This is a genomic window from Sphingorhabdus contaminans (assembly GCF_007280415.1).
Lineage (GTDB): Bacteria > Pseudomonadota > Alphaproteobacteria > Sphingomonadales > Sphingomonadaceae > Sphingorhabdus_B > Sphingorhabdus_B contaminans.
The window spans coordinates 25,871-42,329 of the sequence record NZ_VKKU01000002.1; the positions used below are offsets into that span (position 1 = coordinate 25,871).

Here is a 16,459-nt window from a genome sequence, read left to right on the forward strand (position 1 = left end):
ACCACCATGGCAGCCAGCTATTTTGCGGATATAGAGCCCATCAAATTTGAAGGGACAGATTCAACTAATCCACTCGCTTTCCGCTACTATGACAAGAACCGCGTAGTGATGGGCAAGACAATGGCCGAACATCTGCGGATGGCGGTTTGTTACTGGCACACATTCTGCTGGGATGGATTCGACGTTTTCGGCGCTGGAACGTTCAACCGCCCATGGCATGGCGGACCGGTCGATCAGGTACGTGCGGATCACAAACTGGAAGAAGCATTTGAATTCTTCACCCGGTTAGGCCTGCCTTATTTCTGTTTCCATGATGTCGACGTGATGGCGCAAGCCGAAACTATCGATGAGCATGTCAGCAATTTCGCGATCATGGTCGATAAGATCGAAGCCAAAATGGCTGCCACAGGTATCAAGTTGCTATGGGGCACCGCAAATATGTTCAGCCACCCGCGCTACATGGGCGGTGCCTCCACCAACCCCGACCCCGATGTTTTCCGTTTTGCAGCCACGCAGGTGCGGCATTGTATAGAGGCAACACATCGCTTGGGCGGGGCCAATTACGTGCTTTGGGGTGGCAGAGAGGGCTATGACTGTCTGCTCAACACCGACCTCAAACAGGAAAAGGCACAGTTTGGGCGCTTCCTGCAGATGGTGGTAGAGCATAAGCATAAAATTGGTTTCAAAGGGGACATCCTGATCGAACCGAAACCGCACGAACCGACTAAGCACCAATATGATTTTGATGTCGAAACCATCTACGGCTTCCTTCTCGCCAACGGGCTGGAAAAGGAGGTCAAAATGAATATCGAGGCTAATCATGCGACCCTGTCCGGACACAGTTTCGAACATGAGATCGCGAGCGCTATAAATCTCGGAATATTCGGTTCGATAGACATGAACCGGGGTGATCCTCAAAATGGATGGGACACGGACCAGTTTCCAAACGACATTCGGGAAATAACCACCGCCATGTATTACATCCTCAAAAATGGCGGGTTCCAAAATGGTGGCAACAATTTCGATGCAAAAGTCCGCCGCCAGAGTATTGACCCGGCTGACCTGTTCCATGGTCACATCGGTGGAATCGACATACTTGCGCGCAGCTTGCTCAACGCCGCCGCAGTGATCGAGGGCGGCGAAATTGAGGCTCTGGTTACAGAACGCTACGCCGGCTGGCGAAGCGCGGATGCGCAGGCAATGCTATCAGGTGGTTCATCACTTGAAGCCATTTCCGACGCCGCAGTTGCGGCCAAGATTGACCCGAAACCGCGTTCGGGCAAGCAGGAATATGTCGAAAACATCGTAAGCCGATACATCTGATCGACAAGCAGGACCGGTTAGCGAGGTTTAAACGCGACCGGTCCCAGTTTTGATCGAGGTAACGCGCCGCGGGTGACAATCAATCGCTGGATTACAACTCCGCGATCCACGGCCCAAATACGAACGCGCAGTTTACCGGCTGCTTCGGCGTGGTGTCTGGTTATGGCGACACGGATGTTATCAGCGACCGCTGTACTCCAGACATTCGCATCACCCTTCATGAGATCGGCAATGACCGGCGTACCGTCGTTGATCGAAACGGCGTAACGCAGTTCCCCAGAGCCGAGCACATCGAGCGAGGGTGACGCATAAACAGCCAGGTTGAACTCGCCGCCTGCACCCAATGCAATATCATAGTCGAGATATGGCCCTGTCGTCAGGGTAAAGGATTCGCCCGACTGTGGGAACAAAGCCACGCCTCCTGACCAATGTCCTAAGTTGGGAATTATGCGCCATTCGGTAGCACCTGCCGCACCGGTACGCGTAAATGAAGGGGCATCGATAACGATGAGTCCGTCATCCTCCAGAAACATCGCCTGGTCTTTCACGGGGATGGCACGAGGTCCGCTACGAACTTTTCGGTCTGGCCGCCATGAAACTGGGTCGGGCAACACGTCCTTTTCGGGCTGCTGCCATCCCGTATAACTAATGTGGGTCTGGCTCATCATATCCTGCCATTTCCCGTTTTCGAGTGCCTCATATCGCTGGCGTATCGCATGGTCATTCGCAAAAGCGAGCTGGGCGTCATGCATGCGGCCTTCTGCAACGGAGCGGTACATTTTGTGCAGATTCGCCATGGCTTCGATAGGGTGCTGCACCAATTGGTAGAAGGCGCTCTTATATTGCGGACTTAGCTCTCCGGCAATTTTCTGGGCACGCGCATCCATGTCGCGATATTCCGACGCGATGCGCTCTGCTTCATCATCATCGTCTGTTCGGTAATAGTAAGCATCAATCAATTCGGGTTTGCGCCGCGCATTAATCCGGCTGCTGTCGCGTAAGAGCGAGGCGATGTCTTCCGCATGTGCAGCGCCAAATTGTCGAGACGCCCAGCGGCGATAATAATGGGGGAGCACTTCCAAAGGAATTTGGTCGGGATCCCAGGCAAACTCCAGAAAAAAGCTGATCGGGAGCTCCATCGGTTTGATGTCCCCGACATTAGCAATCCAAAGTGTATCGGCACCATGGGCGCGAGCCATAGACATCTGTTCCCATACACGTTCGATCTGGGTGTTATTCAACCATTTGTAGTTGCGCGGATCGCCTACATAATCGAAGTGATAATAGACACCGAAACCACCCGCGCGGCGCTGCCCGGCTTTGGGCAACCGACGGATATTGCCCCAATTATCATCGGCAAAAAGCAGAAGGACATCATCCGGAACCTGCATTCCTTGATCATAATAGTCCTGCACTTCTTTGTATAAAGCCCACATCTGAGGCGTTTTTTCCGCAGGCAGTCCGGTCTCTTCGGCAATCATTACCCTTTGGTCCGATACAATCCTTTCCAGCAAATTTATGGCGGTTGTTTCCGACATAGGCTCGTCGCCATCGCCGCGCATACCGATAGTAACCATACGGTCCTGACCATTGGACCGGGTTATGCCGTCCCGCCAAAACCGCTGCAGAACTTTGCCATTGGTCGCGTAATCCCATTTTCCCGACTTCGCACGCTCCCACTCGACATGCGCGCGCATCATCGGTTCGTGGTGGGAGGTGCCAAGTATAATTCCCATGTCATGGGCGAGTTGGGCGCTTTGCGCGTCATCCTGCCAAAGCGACTTGCCCCACATCGCCGGCCAAAGATAATTGGCCTTTGAACGCAGCAGCAAATCAAACACCTGCTCGTAAAAATCTGCGTTCACGCCACCAAATTTTTTACGCGCCCAAGTGCCGAGCGCTGGTTCTTCATCATTGATGAAAATACCTCGATACCGCACTTTCGGGGCATCGGCTCTCCGTCCGGCCGTCACATAAAGTTGCCGCCGCTTTTGAACAGGAATGTCAGCCCACCAATGCCATGGCGACACCCCGATGCGAGCGGATATATCATATATCCCATAGACCGTACCTCGCCGGTCAGCCCCGGCAACAATCAGTGCGCGCTGAACTCCGCGCATCGGGTTGTCAACGACCTGCTGGACATAGGCCTCCCATTTCCCTTCGACCCCTGAAACGTCCAGTTTGCCTTCTTTAACCAGTGCGTCAATCAATGCACTTTGTCCGAGCGTTCCTACCAATATCGGCATGGGTCCGGCTCTTGGCGCGGGGTTTGCCGAAACGCGTGCGATATCCTTTTCTAGATTTGCGGCAGCCCGCTTGACTGCCGGATCCCCCGTAGGTTCGGCAATGACTTGTGCTGCGATACTATCTTCAACAAGGACAATCCCATCAATCTGATAATCCGAAACGACTTCCACTTGCTGCGATGGTTCTGCCTGTGCAGTTCCGCAGAACAGCAACAGCAGAACCGCCAGCAACCGGATCATTGTATCCCGATCTCAAAAGGTCCTGCTGGCAAACCGGCACTGTCGTAAAGATTACAGAGCGGCGCATCGCCCCAGCAATAACGGACGCGGTCAATGTTGCTGTCCGGTGCTTCGATTGCCACGCTTTCACCCTGAACCGCTGCTTCAGCAAAACGACAAACGCTGGAGCCTGTCGTGCAGATTTCAAACGCGATCGGGGCCAACGCACTGTGAGTTACCAATTGGCCGTCAATGCCTGCAAACTGCACCAAGATTTGATTACCTTGCCGAATGGCCGAGGTGGGGACCGGGCCGTTCGCGGTAACGGGCTGCTTGTAGATGTGGTGCCGTGCTAGACGAGCCAAACGCTGACCTACAATCTGCTTGTTTGGCGGATGGATATCGTCATTTTCCCCGACATCGATGGTAATGGCCAGTCCCGAATATTTGTCATCGCGTACTGCAAGACGCTGCGCTTCGCGTAGATCGGACCAGCCTGAATTGCCGGGCGCAGTTACTGGCTGGCCAAAATTGGGAAGTTGCACGACAAGAAATGGCAACTCGGCATTCTGGAACTTTGCCCGCCAATCCGCCATCAAGGTTGCGAGCAATTCCCGGTAAGGCTTTGCATTTCCCGCATTAGACTCTCCTTGATACCAGAGCACGCCGCGCAATCTGTAAGGCGTGAGTGGTTCGATCATTGCGTTGCCGATCGTCGTTAGGCCACCAATTGCAAGCCAAGGCGCGCGGGGAGGATCACCTGCTCCCTTGGGTGCCTTGCGGAAAAGCCAGCCGTCACCCAGGCCAATCTTGCTTCCATCTTTTAATTCCAAGCTGATGACTTCTGCAGGTCCAAACATCCCACCCATGTCCCAGCCGCTATAGATGTTGGTCACAATATCATTCTGACCGGCTTTCAACATTGCAGCCGGAACGACATAGTCGCGGTTCGTTCCCCAACCAAAGCTCTGGGCCAGCGGTTTGCCGTTCAGCCAGGTCATGTCGATCTCGTCGATCTGGCCAAGATGCAAAACAGTTCCGGACTTTGCCTGCTCCGGTGTCAATGTGAAGGATTTGCGGTACCACAGCATACCGTTGTGCTGCGCGAGTTCGCTATCGCCCCATTTCTTCCAATCGCGCATGGGCGTTGGTGCTGCTGTCCACCCCGACGGGTTCTTGTCCAACCAAGGATTTGGTTCTTGCGGAAAGCTGCTTTTCCACCATCTTTCCCAGCTTTGACCGAACGCCGTTTGGGCAAGCTTTTCATCCATCGCATAGCTGCGCAGCAATGCCACCTCCGGGCCCTTGCCTGTCTTCGCCAGGGCATCAGCACCAATCCAGGATTCGATCGCCGAGCCTCCCCATGATGCGCTGATGAGACCGACAGGCACCCCGATATGCGGCTGCAGCTCGCGCGCAAAATAATAACATGCCGCCGAGAAATCGCCTGCATTTTCAGGGTTGGCAGTTTTCCATGCCCCACCTTGCGGCAACTCGGCAACGGGTGCAGGTGAACTTGCCCTTGGAACGGTGTAAAGACGAATTTCCGGATAGTCTGCACGCCGAATTTCCGCGTCGGCATTCATTGACGCCTTTACTTGCATTTCCATATTCGACTGGCCCGAACAAAGGAAAACGTCCCCGAAACTGATATCGTCCAATTGTTGCACTGTGCCGCTGTCACTGGCGACGCTCATTTTATATGGCCCACCAGCCTTCATAGGAGGCATGGACACGCGCCATTTGCCACGGGCATCTGCGGTCGTTCGAACAGAATGATCTGCGATCGTAACAATGACAGCTTCCGACGGTTCTGCAGTACCCCAAATGTCTATTCTCTGATCTCGTTGCAAAACCGCATGATCGGTGAAAATACTGTGAAGGGCGGGCTTGGCGATCGCAGCTGGCGCTGTGGCCGAAAAGCACATCGCAGCGCAAATCGACAGATGGCATCGCGTCATAATCATGGAAAACCCTCTCTTCTCCGACTCTGTTGGTAACGCTACCATTTTCGCTTTTTGCTGTTAAGTGATTTTGAACAGGAGCAAGATGTCCGCATGGTAAACCACCCCACACCGGTAGCATTCCGTAAAAATGTGACGAGGCACATTTTCGAGGAGGAGATTCTGCCACATGGCGAGCCAATGATCCTCAAAGGATTGGTCGCCCAGTGGCCCATCGTCCAAGCGGCACGTCAATCCCATCGCCATCTGGGCGGTTATATTAAAGAATATGATAGCGGCATTGCGGTCGAAACATATGTTGGTCAGCCCGCGATGAATGGCCGCTATTTTTATAATGAAGATACGGACGGGTTTAACTACGAAAAGGGCGAGACGACATTTTCCCATATTGTCGACCAACTGCTGCTGACGGCTGACGGGCCCCCGCCATTGATGATCTATGCCGGTTCCGCACCATCAGGCGCGACGATGCCGGATTTCAACGGGCAGAATCCTATGCCGCTTCTGAACGCCAAAATTGAACCGCGTTTGTGGTTAGGTAACGCATCTCGGGTTGCCGCACATTATGACAATAGCCGAAACATCGCATGCTGCATCTCTGGCACCCGACGCTTTACTTTGTTCGCGCCTGAACAAATCCGTAATCTTTATGTTGGCCCGTTGGAATTCACCATGGCCGGTCCTCCGGCAAGCATGGTTGATTTCCACGATCCCGATTACGAGCGTTACCCGAAATTTCGCGAAGCAGAAAAAGCTGCTCTGGTTGCCGATCTGGAGCCTGGTGATGCAATATATATACCTTCGCTTTGGTGGCACCATGTCGAAGCAAGCGGTCCGCTTAACATGCTCGCAAATTATTGGTGGATGCCCTCGGGCGCAGGTCAGGCATTCGAAGCCGTGCTGTTGGCGCTGATGACCATCCGAGACCAGCCGGAGCCCGAAAAGCAGGCATGGCGTTCATTTTTTGACCATTATGTTTTCAATGCCGACGCAACACATGTTGCAGACCATTTGCCGAAAAGATGGCAAACTGTAACCGGCCCCAAGTCGCCTGGTCGGGATGAGTTTATACTAGACTATATTCGCAAACAGCTCGGTTAGCTTCCGCCAGGTCGCCCCGGCGTTCAGAGTGTCTTTATAATCCCGGAAAAATCCATTCCGCCGGAACCGTCTCGGGCAAATGCTTCGTACAGCGAGGCCGCTTTTTCGCCCATCGGCACTATGGCATCGACCGAGGCGGCCGCTTCCATCGCGAGTTTAAGGTCCTTCAGCATCAATGCTGCGGCAAAACCGCCTTGATAGCCATTGTCCGCCGGACTTTGGGGACCGACGCCGGGTACCGGGCAATAGCTGGTCATCGACCAATTCTGGCCCGATGCCTTGGACGAGATATCGTAAAAAGTCTGGAGATCGAGGCCCAGTTTTTCGGCCAGTTTGAATGTTTCGCACGTCGCAATCATGGAGGCACCCAGCAGCATGTTGTTGCATATCTTTGCCGCCTGCCCTGCGCCGCTAGCGCCAGCATGGATGACTGCTTTACCCATGGCAGCCAGTATCGGCTCTGCCCGTGCAAATGCGTTGTCCGTGCCACCTACCATGAAGGTCAATGTGCCGCCATTCGCAGCAGCAATACCGCCCGATACAGGTGCGTCGACCATTTCGTAGTCCGCGCTTTCCGCCGCTTTCGTTACCTTGCGCGCAGTGTCGACATCAATTGTGGAGCAGTCGAGGAATAACGCGCCTTGCGGGGCATGGCCGATTACATCCGCGCCATACACAGCGTCGACAATGGCTCCGTTGGGTAACATCGACACAACGGCTTCGGCATCGGCGACCGCTTCCTGCACTGTGCCGAACACAGCGCAACCATTGTCCTTTGCGCGGTCCAGAGCCTCGGGCGAAAGGTCAGATGCGCGGACTTCATGTCCGGCTTTCACAAGGTTGGCGGCCATTCCGCCGCCCATGTTACCGAGTCCGATAAATGCGACTTTCATGCAATTTACCCCATTGTCGGAATGATAAAGGCATTGGTGCCGTCCGGTGAACCATCAGGCCAACGGGCGGTAATTTTCTTGACCTTGGTCCAGAATTTGATGCCTTCCATGCCATATTGGTCGGTGTCGCCAAAGCCGGAGCGCTTCCATCCGCCAAAGCTGTGATAGGCGACCGGAACAGGGATAGGTACGTTGATACCCACCATCCCCACATTTACCCGCGCCGCAAATTCGCGCGCTGCGTGACCGTTGCGGGTAAAGATCGCAACGCCGTTTCCATATTGATGCTTGCTCGGCAGCGCGAGCGCCTCTTCAAAACTGGACGCACGCACCATTTGCAGCACTGGACCGAAGATCTCTTCCTTGTAGCTTTCCATATCCGTGGTGACATGGTCGAAGAGAGTCGGGCCGATAAAATAGCCTTCTTCATGCCCCTGCAGTTTGAAACCACGGCCATCAATAACCAGCTCACCGCCCTCGTCGACGCAGGTTTGAATCCAGCCCTCTACTTTCGCCTTGTGCTGAGCAGTGACAACCGGTCCATAATGGGCGTCGGCATCGGTAGAGATGCCCACACGCAATGCTTCAATCGCGGGAATTAGTTTTGCCTTCAGACGTTCCGCGGTATCGTCACCCACGGGGACCACAACAGGCAACGCCATGCACCGTTCACCGGCCGAACCAAATGCTGCGCCTGTAAGATCGTTGACCACCTGATCGAGATCGGCGTCGGGCATCACAATGCCGTGGTTCTTTGCGCCGCCCATGGCCTGCACACGTTTCCCCGCGGCCACACCTCGATTATAGACATAATGGGCGATGTCCGAAGAGCCCACGAAGCTGACTGCATTTATCGCCGGATGATCAAGGATGGCATCAACCATTTCCTTGTCGCCATGCACAACCTGAAAGATACCAGCAGGCATACCTGCTTCCAAGAAAAGCTCGGCCAACCGGTTTGGTACACTCGGGTCACGTTCGGAAGGCTTGAGGATGAAAGCATTGCCGACACTGGTCGCCACGGCACCCATCCATAACGGGATCATTGCGGGAAAGTTAAACGGCGTAATACCTGCGCCAATACCCAATGGTTGGCGCATCGACCAGACATCGATGCCTGGCCCTGCCCCTTGTGTATATTCACCCTTCAGCACATGCGGCAGGCCGCAGCAGAATTCGACCACCTCAAGGCCACGCTGAATATCGCCCTTGCTGTCGGCGATCACTTTCCCGTGTTCGGCGCTCAACATATGTGCAAGTTCGTCCATATGCTTCTCGATTAGCACTTTGAAATCGAACATCACGCGGGAACGACGCTGAGGATTCATTGCTGCCCACGCAGGTTGCGCTGCTTGTGCGGCGGCTACCGCGGCATCCAGCACGGACCGGTCACCCAGCACAACCTGCGCCTGAACGCCTCCATTATTGGGGTCCATGATATCGGCAAAACGCGTCCCTGCCACGCCTGCTCCGCCATGAATGAAATGATCGACCTGCCGCATATGCTTCCTCTCTCGAATTAATCCCCCACTATGTGAGCCATTCTAGAATTGCAGACAACCTGTAATATTGCTACCATCACCTGCAATTATGCAGGTCAATGACTGGAACGATTATCGCGCGTTTATCGTCGTAGCGCAAACCGGGCAAATCGCACGGGCGGCGAAGAAAATGGGCGTCGATGCCACAACCGTAGGCCGCAGGATCCGAAGGCTCGAAGGCCAGATTGGCTATACTTTGTTCGAGCAGACCCGCGAAGGGCAAGCGATAACGCAGGCTGGCGAAAAGCTCCTCAACGCCATCGAGGTGATGGCCGCGGCAGCCGATGCGGTCCAGCCAACAGCTCCAAGAGGAAGCGGTCTGAGCGGAACCTTACGGATCAGTGTTTCAGAAGGATTTGGTTCTTGGTTCCTGACCAGGCACGTCCCTCAATTTGTAGAGCGTTATCCTGAACTCCAACTTGAAATTGTTGCCAGCAGTGGCTTCCTCAGCCCGTCCAAACGCGAAGCCGATATTGCGGTTGTCCTTTCGCGCCCGAAGGCGGGACATGTGATCGCACAGAAGCTGTCCTCTTATCAGTTAAGGCTCTATGCAAGCAAAAGCTATCTGGCGCGAAACGGCCAACCGGCGCGGTTAAAGGAACTGGGCAATGAACATCATTTGATCGGTTATATCCCCGATCTCCTTTATGCGCCTGAGCTAAACTATCTGGACGATCTGGTACCCGGATTGACGCCCGATATCCGCTCGTCCAGCATCATCGCCCAACATAGGCTTGTCGCGGTAGGGGCAGGCATTGGCGTGTTGCCCTGCTTCATCGGCGACATGGATGATACACTTACTTCGATTTTTCCGGAGACCAGCATCAGCAGGAATTTTTGGTTGGTGACGCACAAGGACAACCGTTCTCTCGAGCGTATAAAGGCGGGCAAAAACTGGCTGATGCAGATCACTCGCCAAAATGCCGACCTTCTCAATCCGGCCTCTTCTGCACTTGGTGACCGTATTTGAATGTTTAGCGGCCTGTTCCGGGCGCCTCGGCGACTGCTTTTTGCCAGGCCTCAAACAACGGCGCATTTGATCCTGTCCCGAAGACATATCGGTCGGGGCGCACGAGCACGGCCTCGGCATCACGTTTATCAAGCCATTGGCTCAGTTGTTTAGCAAAGGGAGCGAGCGCCGGATCGTTAAGTCTGTCGCGCCCAATCAGCCAGTGTTCGTTGCCCAGAACTTCATCGATACGCCCTCCATTTTGCGACAAGAACTGGGGAAAATATCGACCTGCATCAGGGCTACCAGCCAAAAGGACCCCTTCCGACATCGGCGGATAGGCAGGCGGTCCATCAGGAAGTTTGCCCAGCATTCGTCCGAGCTTGAACTTCATATCGCGCAAAAGGGCAGACCATTTGTTCGTTGTGCAGACCATTCGGCCCATCATGATTGCCATGTCGATTGTCGCACGCAGATGCGGCTCACGCTCTTTCTGGTAACTTTTCAAAAGCTCCACATCAGCCCCACCCTTAACGACCGCAGCCAGCTTCCACGCGATGTTCGCGGCGTCGCGCAGGCCCGAACACATTCCCTGTCCGGCAAATGGCGGAGTCTGATGTGCGGCGTCCCCGGCCAAAAGCACCCGGCCCTTTGACCAATGTTCGGCAATGCGTGCGCGGAACGTATAAACGGCCTTGCGTTCCAAACGCACGGCGCCCCTCACATTCCAAGGTTCAAGCAACTGTTCGATGAAGGCATCGTCGCTCACCTGCTCCGCCGTTTCATTTGGCTTGATCATGAATTCCCAACGGTGCCGGCCCTCGCCCATAAGCACGCAGGTTGTCGGCCGTTCGGGGTTGCAAATCTGCAAGTTCGCCGCGGGTAGCCTCGAATAGTCGTCCACAAGCATATCGACAACCAGCCATGGCTCTTCAAAACGCAGATCATCAAACCGGATACCAGCGCCTTTTCGGACTGGCGAACGCGCACCGTCCGCACCGATGAGAAACCGCGAACGGATAGTCCGTTGACCCTCCGGTGTAGTGATATGTGCGGTTACAAAATCTCCATTGTCTTGGAATTCATCCAGTTCCCATCCGCTGTGAAATGTCGCCGTTTTCTCGCCGGCCAAGGCTCGGCGTAGCGCGGCTTCGACGCTGGGTTGATGAATCATGTTGGCGCCGGGCCAACCGCCGGGCCCTATCCTGTCCGATCCTTCAAACCGAAGGAGCAAGTCTCCTTTTGCATTGAGGAAGTCATATCGGGCAACACGCCTGCTTGTCGCCATAACATCTTCGGCAACCCCTGTTTCCTGCAGGATACGCATTCCTTCATGGTCTATGTGCGCGGCACGCGGAAGAGGATAAATGTCCGCCTCCTTCTCCAGAACAATGACCGAGACGCCGCGTTTGGCGAGCAAAACAGCCAATGTCACGCCCGTCGGACCACCGCCGACTATCAGCACATCGCAATCGAGCGCCATCGCATCAGGCTTCCGAGACCATGGTGCCTTCGATGTGACCTAATCCATCGATCTCGCAGCGCACTATATCCCCTGATTGCAAGAACTGGCGGGGATCCATTGCCGCGCCGACACCCCCCGGTGTACCGGTAAACAGACAATCACCGGGTTCCAGTGTCATACCAACAGAGAGATGTTCGATCTGGCTCCAAATGTTGAAAACAAGATGTTTGGTGTTCGATTGCTGCCGCTTTTCACCATTAACGAAACAGCGAAGGCTGAGATTATGGGGATCACCAACTTCATCAGCCGTCACAATCCAAGGCCCCATTGGCGCATGGGTATCGAAGCTTTTACCCAGCGACCATTGGGGTCCCCCATGCTGCCACATTCGCTCGGTTACGTCGTTTCCAACACAATATCCGAAAATGGCATCGGAAGCGGCATCCGCACCGATATGTTTGCCGCCCTTTCCAATGATGGCCACCAGTTCGACTTCATAATCATTGGTCATCGTCCCTTTTGCGATCTCGATATCGTCATAGGGACCATTGACGCTCGTCTGCGCCTTGGTGAACCAGACCTGTCTTTGCGGTGTTTCCATTTTGGATTCAGCGATATGGTCCGCATAATTCAACCCGATAGCGAAGATTTTACCCGGTCGCTGCACAGGCGCTTCCAGCCGCACCGACGATAGCGGAACACCCCCGCCCGTGGCGGCTTTCGCGTCAAGACCGGGCTTCAGGCTATTCCAGTTCCGGATCAAGTCGACCATCGTTCCTGGAACTCCGCTGTCGATAATCATATCGCCAACAACAATGCCGGTGCGGGTTTGGCCTTGGGCTGTATAGGTAGCAAGTTTCATATCGCGGCTCCTTTGCGGTGGCGGGTGAACATCTGTTTTACGCGGATGGAAAGGGCGGTGAAAAACGCAACGAGCGCCGGAGGCGGCGGTAACTTTCCGGCGAACATTGGATGGGGACTCCCCCATTGAACGGCGAGCAATGCGCTCATCGGCATTTTCTGTGGCGGGTCTGCGGCAGTGAACAGGTCGCCGTCCGTCCAATGCTCCAATTCATTCCCAAATGGGTCCTTCCAGTAATCGAAAATCTGGCTGCCCATGATATGACGCCCAACACCCCAGGCAGGCTTGTGCTTTTTCGCTTTCAAATGCTGGTGCCCCAACATCAGATCATCGAGACTGCTGACTTCGAATGCTGCGTGAAGCAGGCCGAGCTCGCCCGGCAATTGCGCCAGAAACAAGGTGTGATGGTCGGAAGGTTCGTCCCCGCGGTCGCACCGCATGAACGCACCTAAAGGCACGTCCGTTGCAGCCTCGATTTCGTCCGATGTCAGGAAGCCGAAGCGGTCCTTGTACCATTTTTCCGATGCACGAAAATCCCGCACTTTAAGGACCGCATGACCGATCCGGCGGACGTGGGCCGGTGCTGCTGCTAGCCGCACGGGCTTGCGTAATCGTGGCTGACTGGTCGCACTATTGCGCAAGGGTTCCACCGGAGGCGCGGTTGGCTCACTGGTCGCCTGACCCGCAACAATCTCGACACGATAGCCATCCGGGTCCGACAGCCGGACAATCTTGCCGCCCCCCGGTTCATTCAAATCCTCAACAACGACACCTTCGCAGGATGCCAGTTTCTCGAGATCCTCGACATCTGCTGCACGAAAGCCGACGGCAAGAAATTGGGATTCCCCCTTTTGTGTAACATGGACGAAAGGACGACCGTCAGCACCTTTACCATAAAGCCGGTCACCGTCTTCAAAGCAGTGCATGCCAAAATCTTCGAGAAAGGCACGCATTGCCGCCAAGTCAGGCGCGGCAAAACGCACATGCGCAATGTCCTGAATCTTCATGACCGTCACCGCAGATCCCTCCCCGACTCATAGTTGACTTTTTAGTCAAATAGTTTGCATTTGACCATTTAGTCAACTATTATCCGATCATGGCCAACCATTCCGAACCCAACAGCCTTTCTCCGCGGGCTGCACGAACCCACGCTGCGCTTGTCGCGGCCGGTTTCGAATTACTGGTCGAACGGCCGATCGATGCGATAGCGATTGACGAAGTTGTCGCGCGGGCGGGCGTCGCCAAGGGTAGCTTTTTCAATCATTTCCCAGACAAACAGCATTTTGCCGAAGCCATCGCAGCCGAGGTTCGCCTTGAACTCGAGGCATTGGTAACGCGCGCCAATTCGGCGATGACTGATCCTGTGAAGCGTATCGCAGGCGGTATGCGTGTTGCGGCCGATTTCGCGCTTAACCATCCCAAGCGGACGGCGGTCCTGCTGCGCAGTAACGCCAGTTCCACTGCGCGAGACCATCCCCTTAACAAGGGTTTGGTCGACGATTTCAAGGCAGCAGTCGATGCAGGCATGGTCCGACAGGAGGCAGCAGATAGCGGAGTGCTTTACTGGTTGGGATTGTGCCAAATACTTATGGCTAATCTTGTCGAGAGACGGTTGGAACGTCCCGATGCTGAGCGTCGGATATCCGAAATGATCGTTCTGGGCCTTACCGGGCTGGGCGTTAAAAACGCAACGGCGTCGAAACTGGCGGGTCGCTAATATGTAAGATCTAACGTGTGACGGCACCTCTCACTCGCTCACAGCTCGTCACTATCAATCGAAACTTTTCGGCCGTTGATTCGCCGATTCCGGTCATTTTTTGCTCCAAACTGTGTTTTTGAAGCTCCTGCAAATGCATAGAGTTGCTATCTTCCTGAAAATAATTGGAAGAATTTTTCACGATCATAGCATCACTATATTTACAAACCTAGTGATGCTATGTATAAGGAGCGTCAGACAGTAGAGGTCTGCAGGCCGACACTGTCCTCTTAGGACTTCAGAGATTTGGCAAGGCCGACTTAATTGCCGTTTCGCGGTGCTTAAGGATGGCATGTCAATCCAGCCCGTCATGGTTCCCCATTATTTCCATGGCGGGCTGGTCGATCCGAATGAACTTATGTTCATTCTCCTTCCTAGTGATCGTACCCACACTGGATGGCAGGATATCCCCGGATATCTGCCATCCTTTTTTTTACTCTCGATTGAGGATATCGAACATGGATTGGGAATTCGCCCTTTTGGCTGGTGCAGCACTTAACGGCTACGGCGCTTTTCAGTTTTTTCATCGGGCAATGCTGAATTCCCAAAATGCTCAAGAGCCCGCCGATTATAGGCAGTTGCAGCTGTTTGTCGCAGGAACTGCGATGACATTCGCAGTGCTATACCTCTATCTATTCTGGCATTCCTATTATGCGTGGCCGTTTCTACTTTTTGGTGCGGCACTAAAAAGCTGGGCGTTTTCTATCAGCCTTTTTCTCTATTTGAAAAAGGGTCTCAAATGGCAGATATTTGCAGAATTCGGGCTTTCGAACGGCTTTGTCGCCCTGCTTTTTTGGATTTATCTTCTTACCTGAGCTCATGCACCACGGATTGCAGCAAAGGCAATCCGCGGTGCGGCTTCCTTATGCCGGCACGTCCAACTGGCTGCCTTCCCAAGTGAGGAACTTGGTAATTTCCGGAGACGAAGGGCTGAGGGCCATCGGGCAGGTAAATCCGGGGATGATCTCGACGTCGTAAAGTTCGGCTACGGCACCATCGATACGGAACCATTCAACACAGGTTCCATTACGTATGTCGATAACCTGGATTCCACACCAAGGTTCGCTGTCCGCTTCACGCAGGCGTTGGTCGAGCGCCAGACCCTCAAAACGCTCATAACGGGGCTTGGACAAGCCGACAAAGGCGAGATCGCCATGAAAGGCGAGGCCGCGTAAAAATCCCGGGCAGAATGCGCGGGGGACAAATTTACCCTTCCCGCTCGCCGCCCCCTCAACCACGCCCAGTTCGCCTGTACCGGAGTTCAGCACCCACAACTCACCTTGATGCACGCGGGGCGAATGGGGCATGGAGAGACCATTACACACCACTTCATTGCTGCGCACATCGATGACGATGCCTCCGTCGGCACGGCGGTCGCGCCAACCGTCAATCGTGTCCGATTTGCTTACTGCGGTAACGAAGGCCGGCCCGCCAGCATCCATCGCCAGGCCATTGAGGTGGCAACGGTCTTCTTTGACGAGGTCGCTGATAAAGGGAGGCTTCCACAACATTTTGAAGCTATGCCGGGGATCCGGCGTTGCGAGACAGTTGAACTGCGTGTTGACGAAGATCAGGCTTCCATCCGCCGCAATGCCGACATCATGCGCGTCCAACTGGCCGGTATAGTGCACGCCACGCGGGACGAAGCAGGCGTCAAACAGATTGTTCACCCGCTCATGCGGCGCGAGCGGGTTTTGGAAAGACATCAACTGAAAGCCGGACGAAAGCGTCAAAGCGCCATTCGCATAGGCAAGGCCCATCGGCTTTGCCAGACCGGTCTGGTGCAAATGCGCGCCCTGGGCATTGCGGCCCAGCAGATATAAGAGGCCTGATTGGTATGAGGTGAATGCAACCGAGATGTTATGCCGTGCGAGCAGCGCGACCAGTCCTCCGGATTGTGAATATTTGACAGTGCTGGCCGCAGGCGACGAACTTTCCGAAGTCACGGGCTGCGGCCGGGCGGACGCAGCCGACTGTGCTTCTACCTGCGATTGTGTTTGCACCTGCGGCTTTGGCTGAACTTGTGTTTTCAACTTGGGTTGCGCTTGCGCCTTGGCCTGCGTCTTAGGTGCATTGGTCTTTGCTTTGGGTGTGCGAGCCATATCGGGTCTCCGTTTCCATATGCTTTGATACTGTG

The 16,459-nt window shown here is 54.6% G+C and carries 13 protein-coding genes; 5 read left to right on the plus strand and 8 right to left on the minus strand.

Annotation, left to right across the window (positions count from 1 at the left end; translation table 11 throughout):
• The first annotated feature begins 6 nt into the window (after positions 1–6).
• Positions 7–1,323, plus strand: coding sequence for a xylose isomerase (gene xylA / locus FOM92_RS08285; protein ID WP_143776407.1), 1,317 nt, complete (start codon positions 7–9; stop codon positions 1,321–1,323).
• Between the two features lie 17 nt (positions 1,324–1,340).
• Here xylA and FOM92_RS08290 read toward each other — a convergent pair whose 3' ends face one another.
• Together FOM92_RS08290 and FOM92_RS08295 are read right to left on the minus strand one after the other, a co-directional pair.
• Complete coding sequence (locus FOM92_RS08290) at positions 1,341–3,812, minus strand: glycosyl hydrolase 115 family protein (RefSeq protein ID WP_143776408.1); 2,472 nt, start codon at positions 3,810–3,812, stop codon at positions 1,341–1,343.
• A complete protein-coding gene (locus tag FOM92_RS08295) occupies positions 3,809–5,488 on the minus strand; it encodes a sialate O-acetylesterase (RefSeq protein ID WP_170226829.1) in 1,680 nt (559 codons plus the stop codon). The genes FOM92_RS08290 and FOM92_RS08295 overlap by 4 nt, the downstream gene beginning before the upstream one ends.
• Before the next feature lie 360 nt (positions 5,489–5,848).
• Here FOM92_RS08295 and FOM92_RS08300 point away from each other — a divergent pair, with 360 nt between their 5' ends.
• Positions 5,849–6,856 (plus strand): cupin-like domain-containing protein, encoded by a 1,008-nt coding sequence (locus FOM92_RS08300; protein ID WP_143776410.1) that lies wholly within the window; start codon positions 5,849–5,851, stop codon positions 6,854–6,856.
• A 23-nt stretch (positions 6,857–6,879) separates the two neighbouring features.
• Here FOM92_RS08300 and mmsB read toward each other — a convergent pair whose 3' ends face one another.
• Together mmsB and FOM92_RS08310 are read right to left on the minus strand one after the other, a co-directional pair.
• Positions 6,880–7,749 (minus strand): 3-hydroxyisobutyrate dehydrogenase, encoded by an 870-nt coding sequence (gene mmsB, locus FOM92_RS08305; RefSeq protein WP_143776411.1) that lies wholly within the window; start codon positions 7,747–7,749, stop codon positions 6,880–6,882.
• 5 nt (positions 7,750–7,754) lie between these two features.
• On the minus strand, positions 7,755–9,251 hold the full coding sequence (locus FOM92_RS08310; protein ID WP_143776412.1) for a CoA-acylating methylmalonate-semialdehyde dehydrogenase: 1,497 nt from the start codon (positions 9,249–9,251) through the stop codon (positions 7,755–7,757).
• A gap of 88 nt (positions 9,252–9,339) precedes the next feature.
• On the opposite strand from FOM92_RS08310, the gene FOM92_RS08315 reads away from it, so the two are divergent.
• Entirely contained in the window at positions 9,340–10,260 is a 921-nt protein-coding gene (locus FOM92_RS08315; RefSeq protein ID WP_143776413.1) for a LysR family transcriptional regulator, read from the plus strand.
• A 4-nt stretch (positions 10,261–10,264) separates the two neighbouring features.
• On the opposite strand, the gene mhpA is transcribed toward FOM92_RS08315, so the two are convergent.
• From mhpA to FOM92_RS08330, 3 genes are read right to left on the minus strand one after another with little or no spacing between them, the layout of a single operon-like run.
• On the minus strand, positions 10,265–11,722 hold the full coding sequence (mhpA, locus tag FOM92_RS08320; protein WP_143776414.1) for a bifunctional 3-(3-hydroxy-phenyl)propionate/3-hydroxycinnamic acid hydroxylase MhpA: 1,458 nt from the start codon (positions 11,720–11,722) through the stop codon (positions 10,265–10,267).
• Positions 11,723–11,726: 4 nt separating this feature from the next.
• Positions 11,727–12,566: a fumarylacetoacetate hydrolase family protein gene (locus FOM92_RS08325; protein WP_143776415.1), complete on the minus strand. Its 840-nt coding sequence runs from the start codon at positions 12,564–12,566 to the stop codon at positions 11,727–11,729.
• Positions 12,563–13,573 carry a VOC family protein gene (locus tag FOM92_RS08330; protein WP_246087343.1) on the minus strand — a complete coding sequence of 337 codons (1,011 nt, stop codon included), beginning with the start codon at positions 13,571–13,573 and terminating at the stop codon, positions 12,563–12,565. The genes FOM92_RS08325 and FOM92_RS08330 overlap by 4 nt, the downstream gene beginning before the upstream one ends.
• Positions 13,574–13,662: 89 nt before the next feature.
• On the opposite strand from FOM92_RS08330, the gene FOM92_RS08335 reads away from it, so the two are divergent.
• The gene (locus FOM92_RS08335; RefSeq protein WP_143776417.1) at positions 13,663–14,283 is read left to right on the plus strand and encodes a TetR/AcrR family transcriptional regulator; all 621 of its coding nucleotides are present in this window, start codon (positions 13,663–13,665) and stop codon (positions 14,281–14,283) included.
• Positions 14,284–14,780: 497 nt separating this feature from the next.
• Entirely contained in the window at positions 14,781–15,137 is a 357-nt protein-coding gene (locus FOM92_RS08340; RefSeq protein ID WP_143776418.1) for a hypothetical protein, read from the plus strand.
• 48 nt (positions 15,138–15,185) lie between these two features.
• Here FOM92_RS08340 and FOM92_RS08345 read toward each other — a convergent pair whose 3' ends face one another.
• Positions 15,186–16,424: a TIGR03032 family protein gene (locus FOM92_RS08345; RefSeq protein WP_143776419.1), complete on the minus strand. Its 1,239-nt coding sequence runs from the start codon at positions 16,422–16,424 to the stop codon at positions 15,186–15,188.
• Positions 16,425–16,459 lie beyond the last annotated feature (35 nt).

What these genes read in the sequence shown, in the direction of transcription:
- FOM92_RS08325 (WP_143776415.1), bottom strand. Translation starts at nt 12,566, where the DNA reads ATGAAACTTGCTACCTATACAGCCCAAGGCCAAACCCGCACCGGCATT.
- FOM92_RS08315 (WP_143776413.1), top strand. Translation starts at nt 9,340, where the DNA reads ATGCAGGTCAATGACTGGAACGATTATCGCGCGTTTATCGTCGTAGCG.
- FOM92_RS08330 (WP_246087343.1), bottom strand. Translation starts at nt 13,573, where the DNA reads ATGAAGATTCAGGACATTGCGCATGTGCGTTTTGCCGCGCCTGACTTG.
- FOM92_RS08295 (WP_170226829.1), bottom strand. Translation starts at nt 5,488, where the DNA reads ATGAGCGTCGCCAGTGACAGCGGCACAGTGCAACAATTGGACGATATC.
- FOM92_RS08310 (WP_143776412.1), bottom strand. Translation starts at nt 9,251, where the DNA reads ATGCGGCAGGTCGATCATTTCATTCATGGCGGAGCAGGCGTGGCAGGG.
- FOM92_RS08345 (WP_143776419.1), bottom strand. Translation starts at nt 16,424, where the DNA reads ATGGCTCGCACACCCAAAGCAAAGACCAATGCACCTAAGACGCAGGCC.
- FOM92_RS08335 (WP_143776417.1), top strand. Translation starts at nt 13,663, where the DNA reads ATGGCCAACCATTCCGAACCCAACAGCCTTTCTCCGCGGGCTGCACGA.
- xylA (WP_143776407.1), top strand. Translation starts at nt 7, where the DNA reads ATGGCAGCCAGCTATTTTGCGGATATAGAGCCCATCAAATTTGAAGGG.
- mhpA (WP_143776414.1), bottom strand. Translation starts at nt 11,722, where the DNA reads ATGGCGCTCGATTGCGATGTGCTGATAGTCGGCGGTGGTCCGACGGGC.
- mmsB (WP_143776411.1), bottom strand. Translation starts at nt 7,749, where the DNA reads ATGAAAGTCGCATTTATCGGACTCGGTAACATGGGCGGCGGAATGGCC.
- FOM92_RS08290 (WP_143776408.1), bottom strand. Translation starts at nt 3,812, where the DNA reads ATGATCCGGTTGCTGGCGGTTCTGCTGTTGCTGTTCTGCGGAACTGCA.
- FOM92_RS08300 (WP_143776410.1), top strand. Translation starts at nt 5,849, where the DNA reads ATGGTAAACCACCCCACACCGGTAGCATTCCGTAAAAATGTGACGAGG.
- FOM92_RS08340 (WP_143776418.1), top strand. Translation starts at nt 14,781, where the DNA reads ATGGATTGGGAATTCGCCCTTTTGGCTGGTGCAGCACTTAACGGCTAC.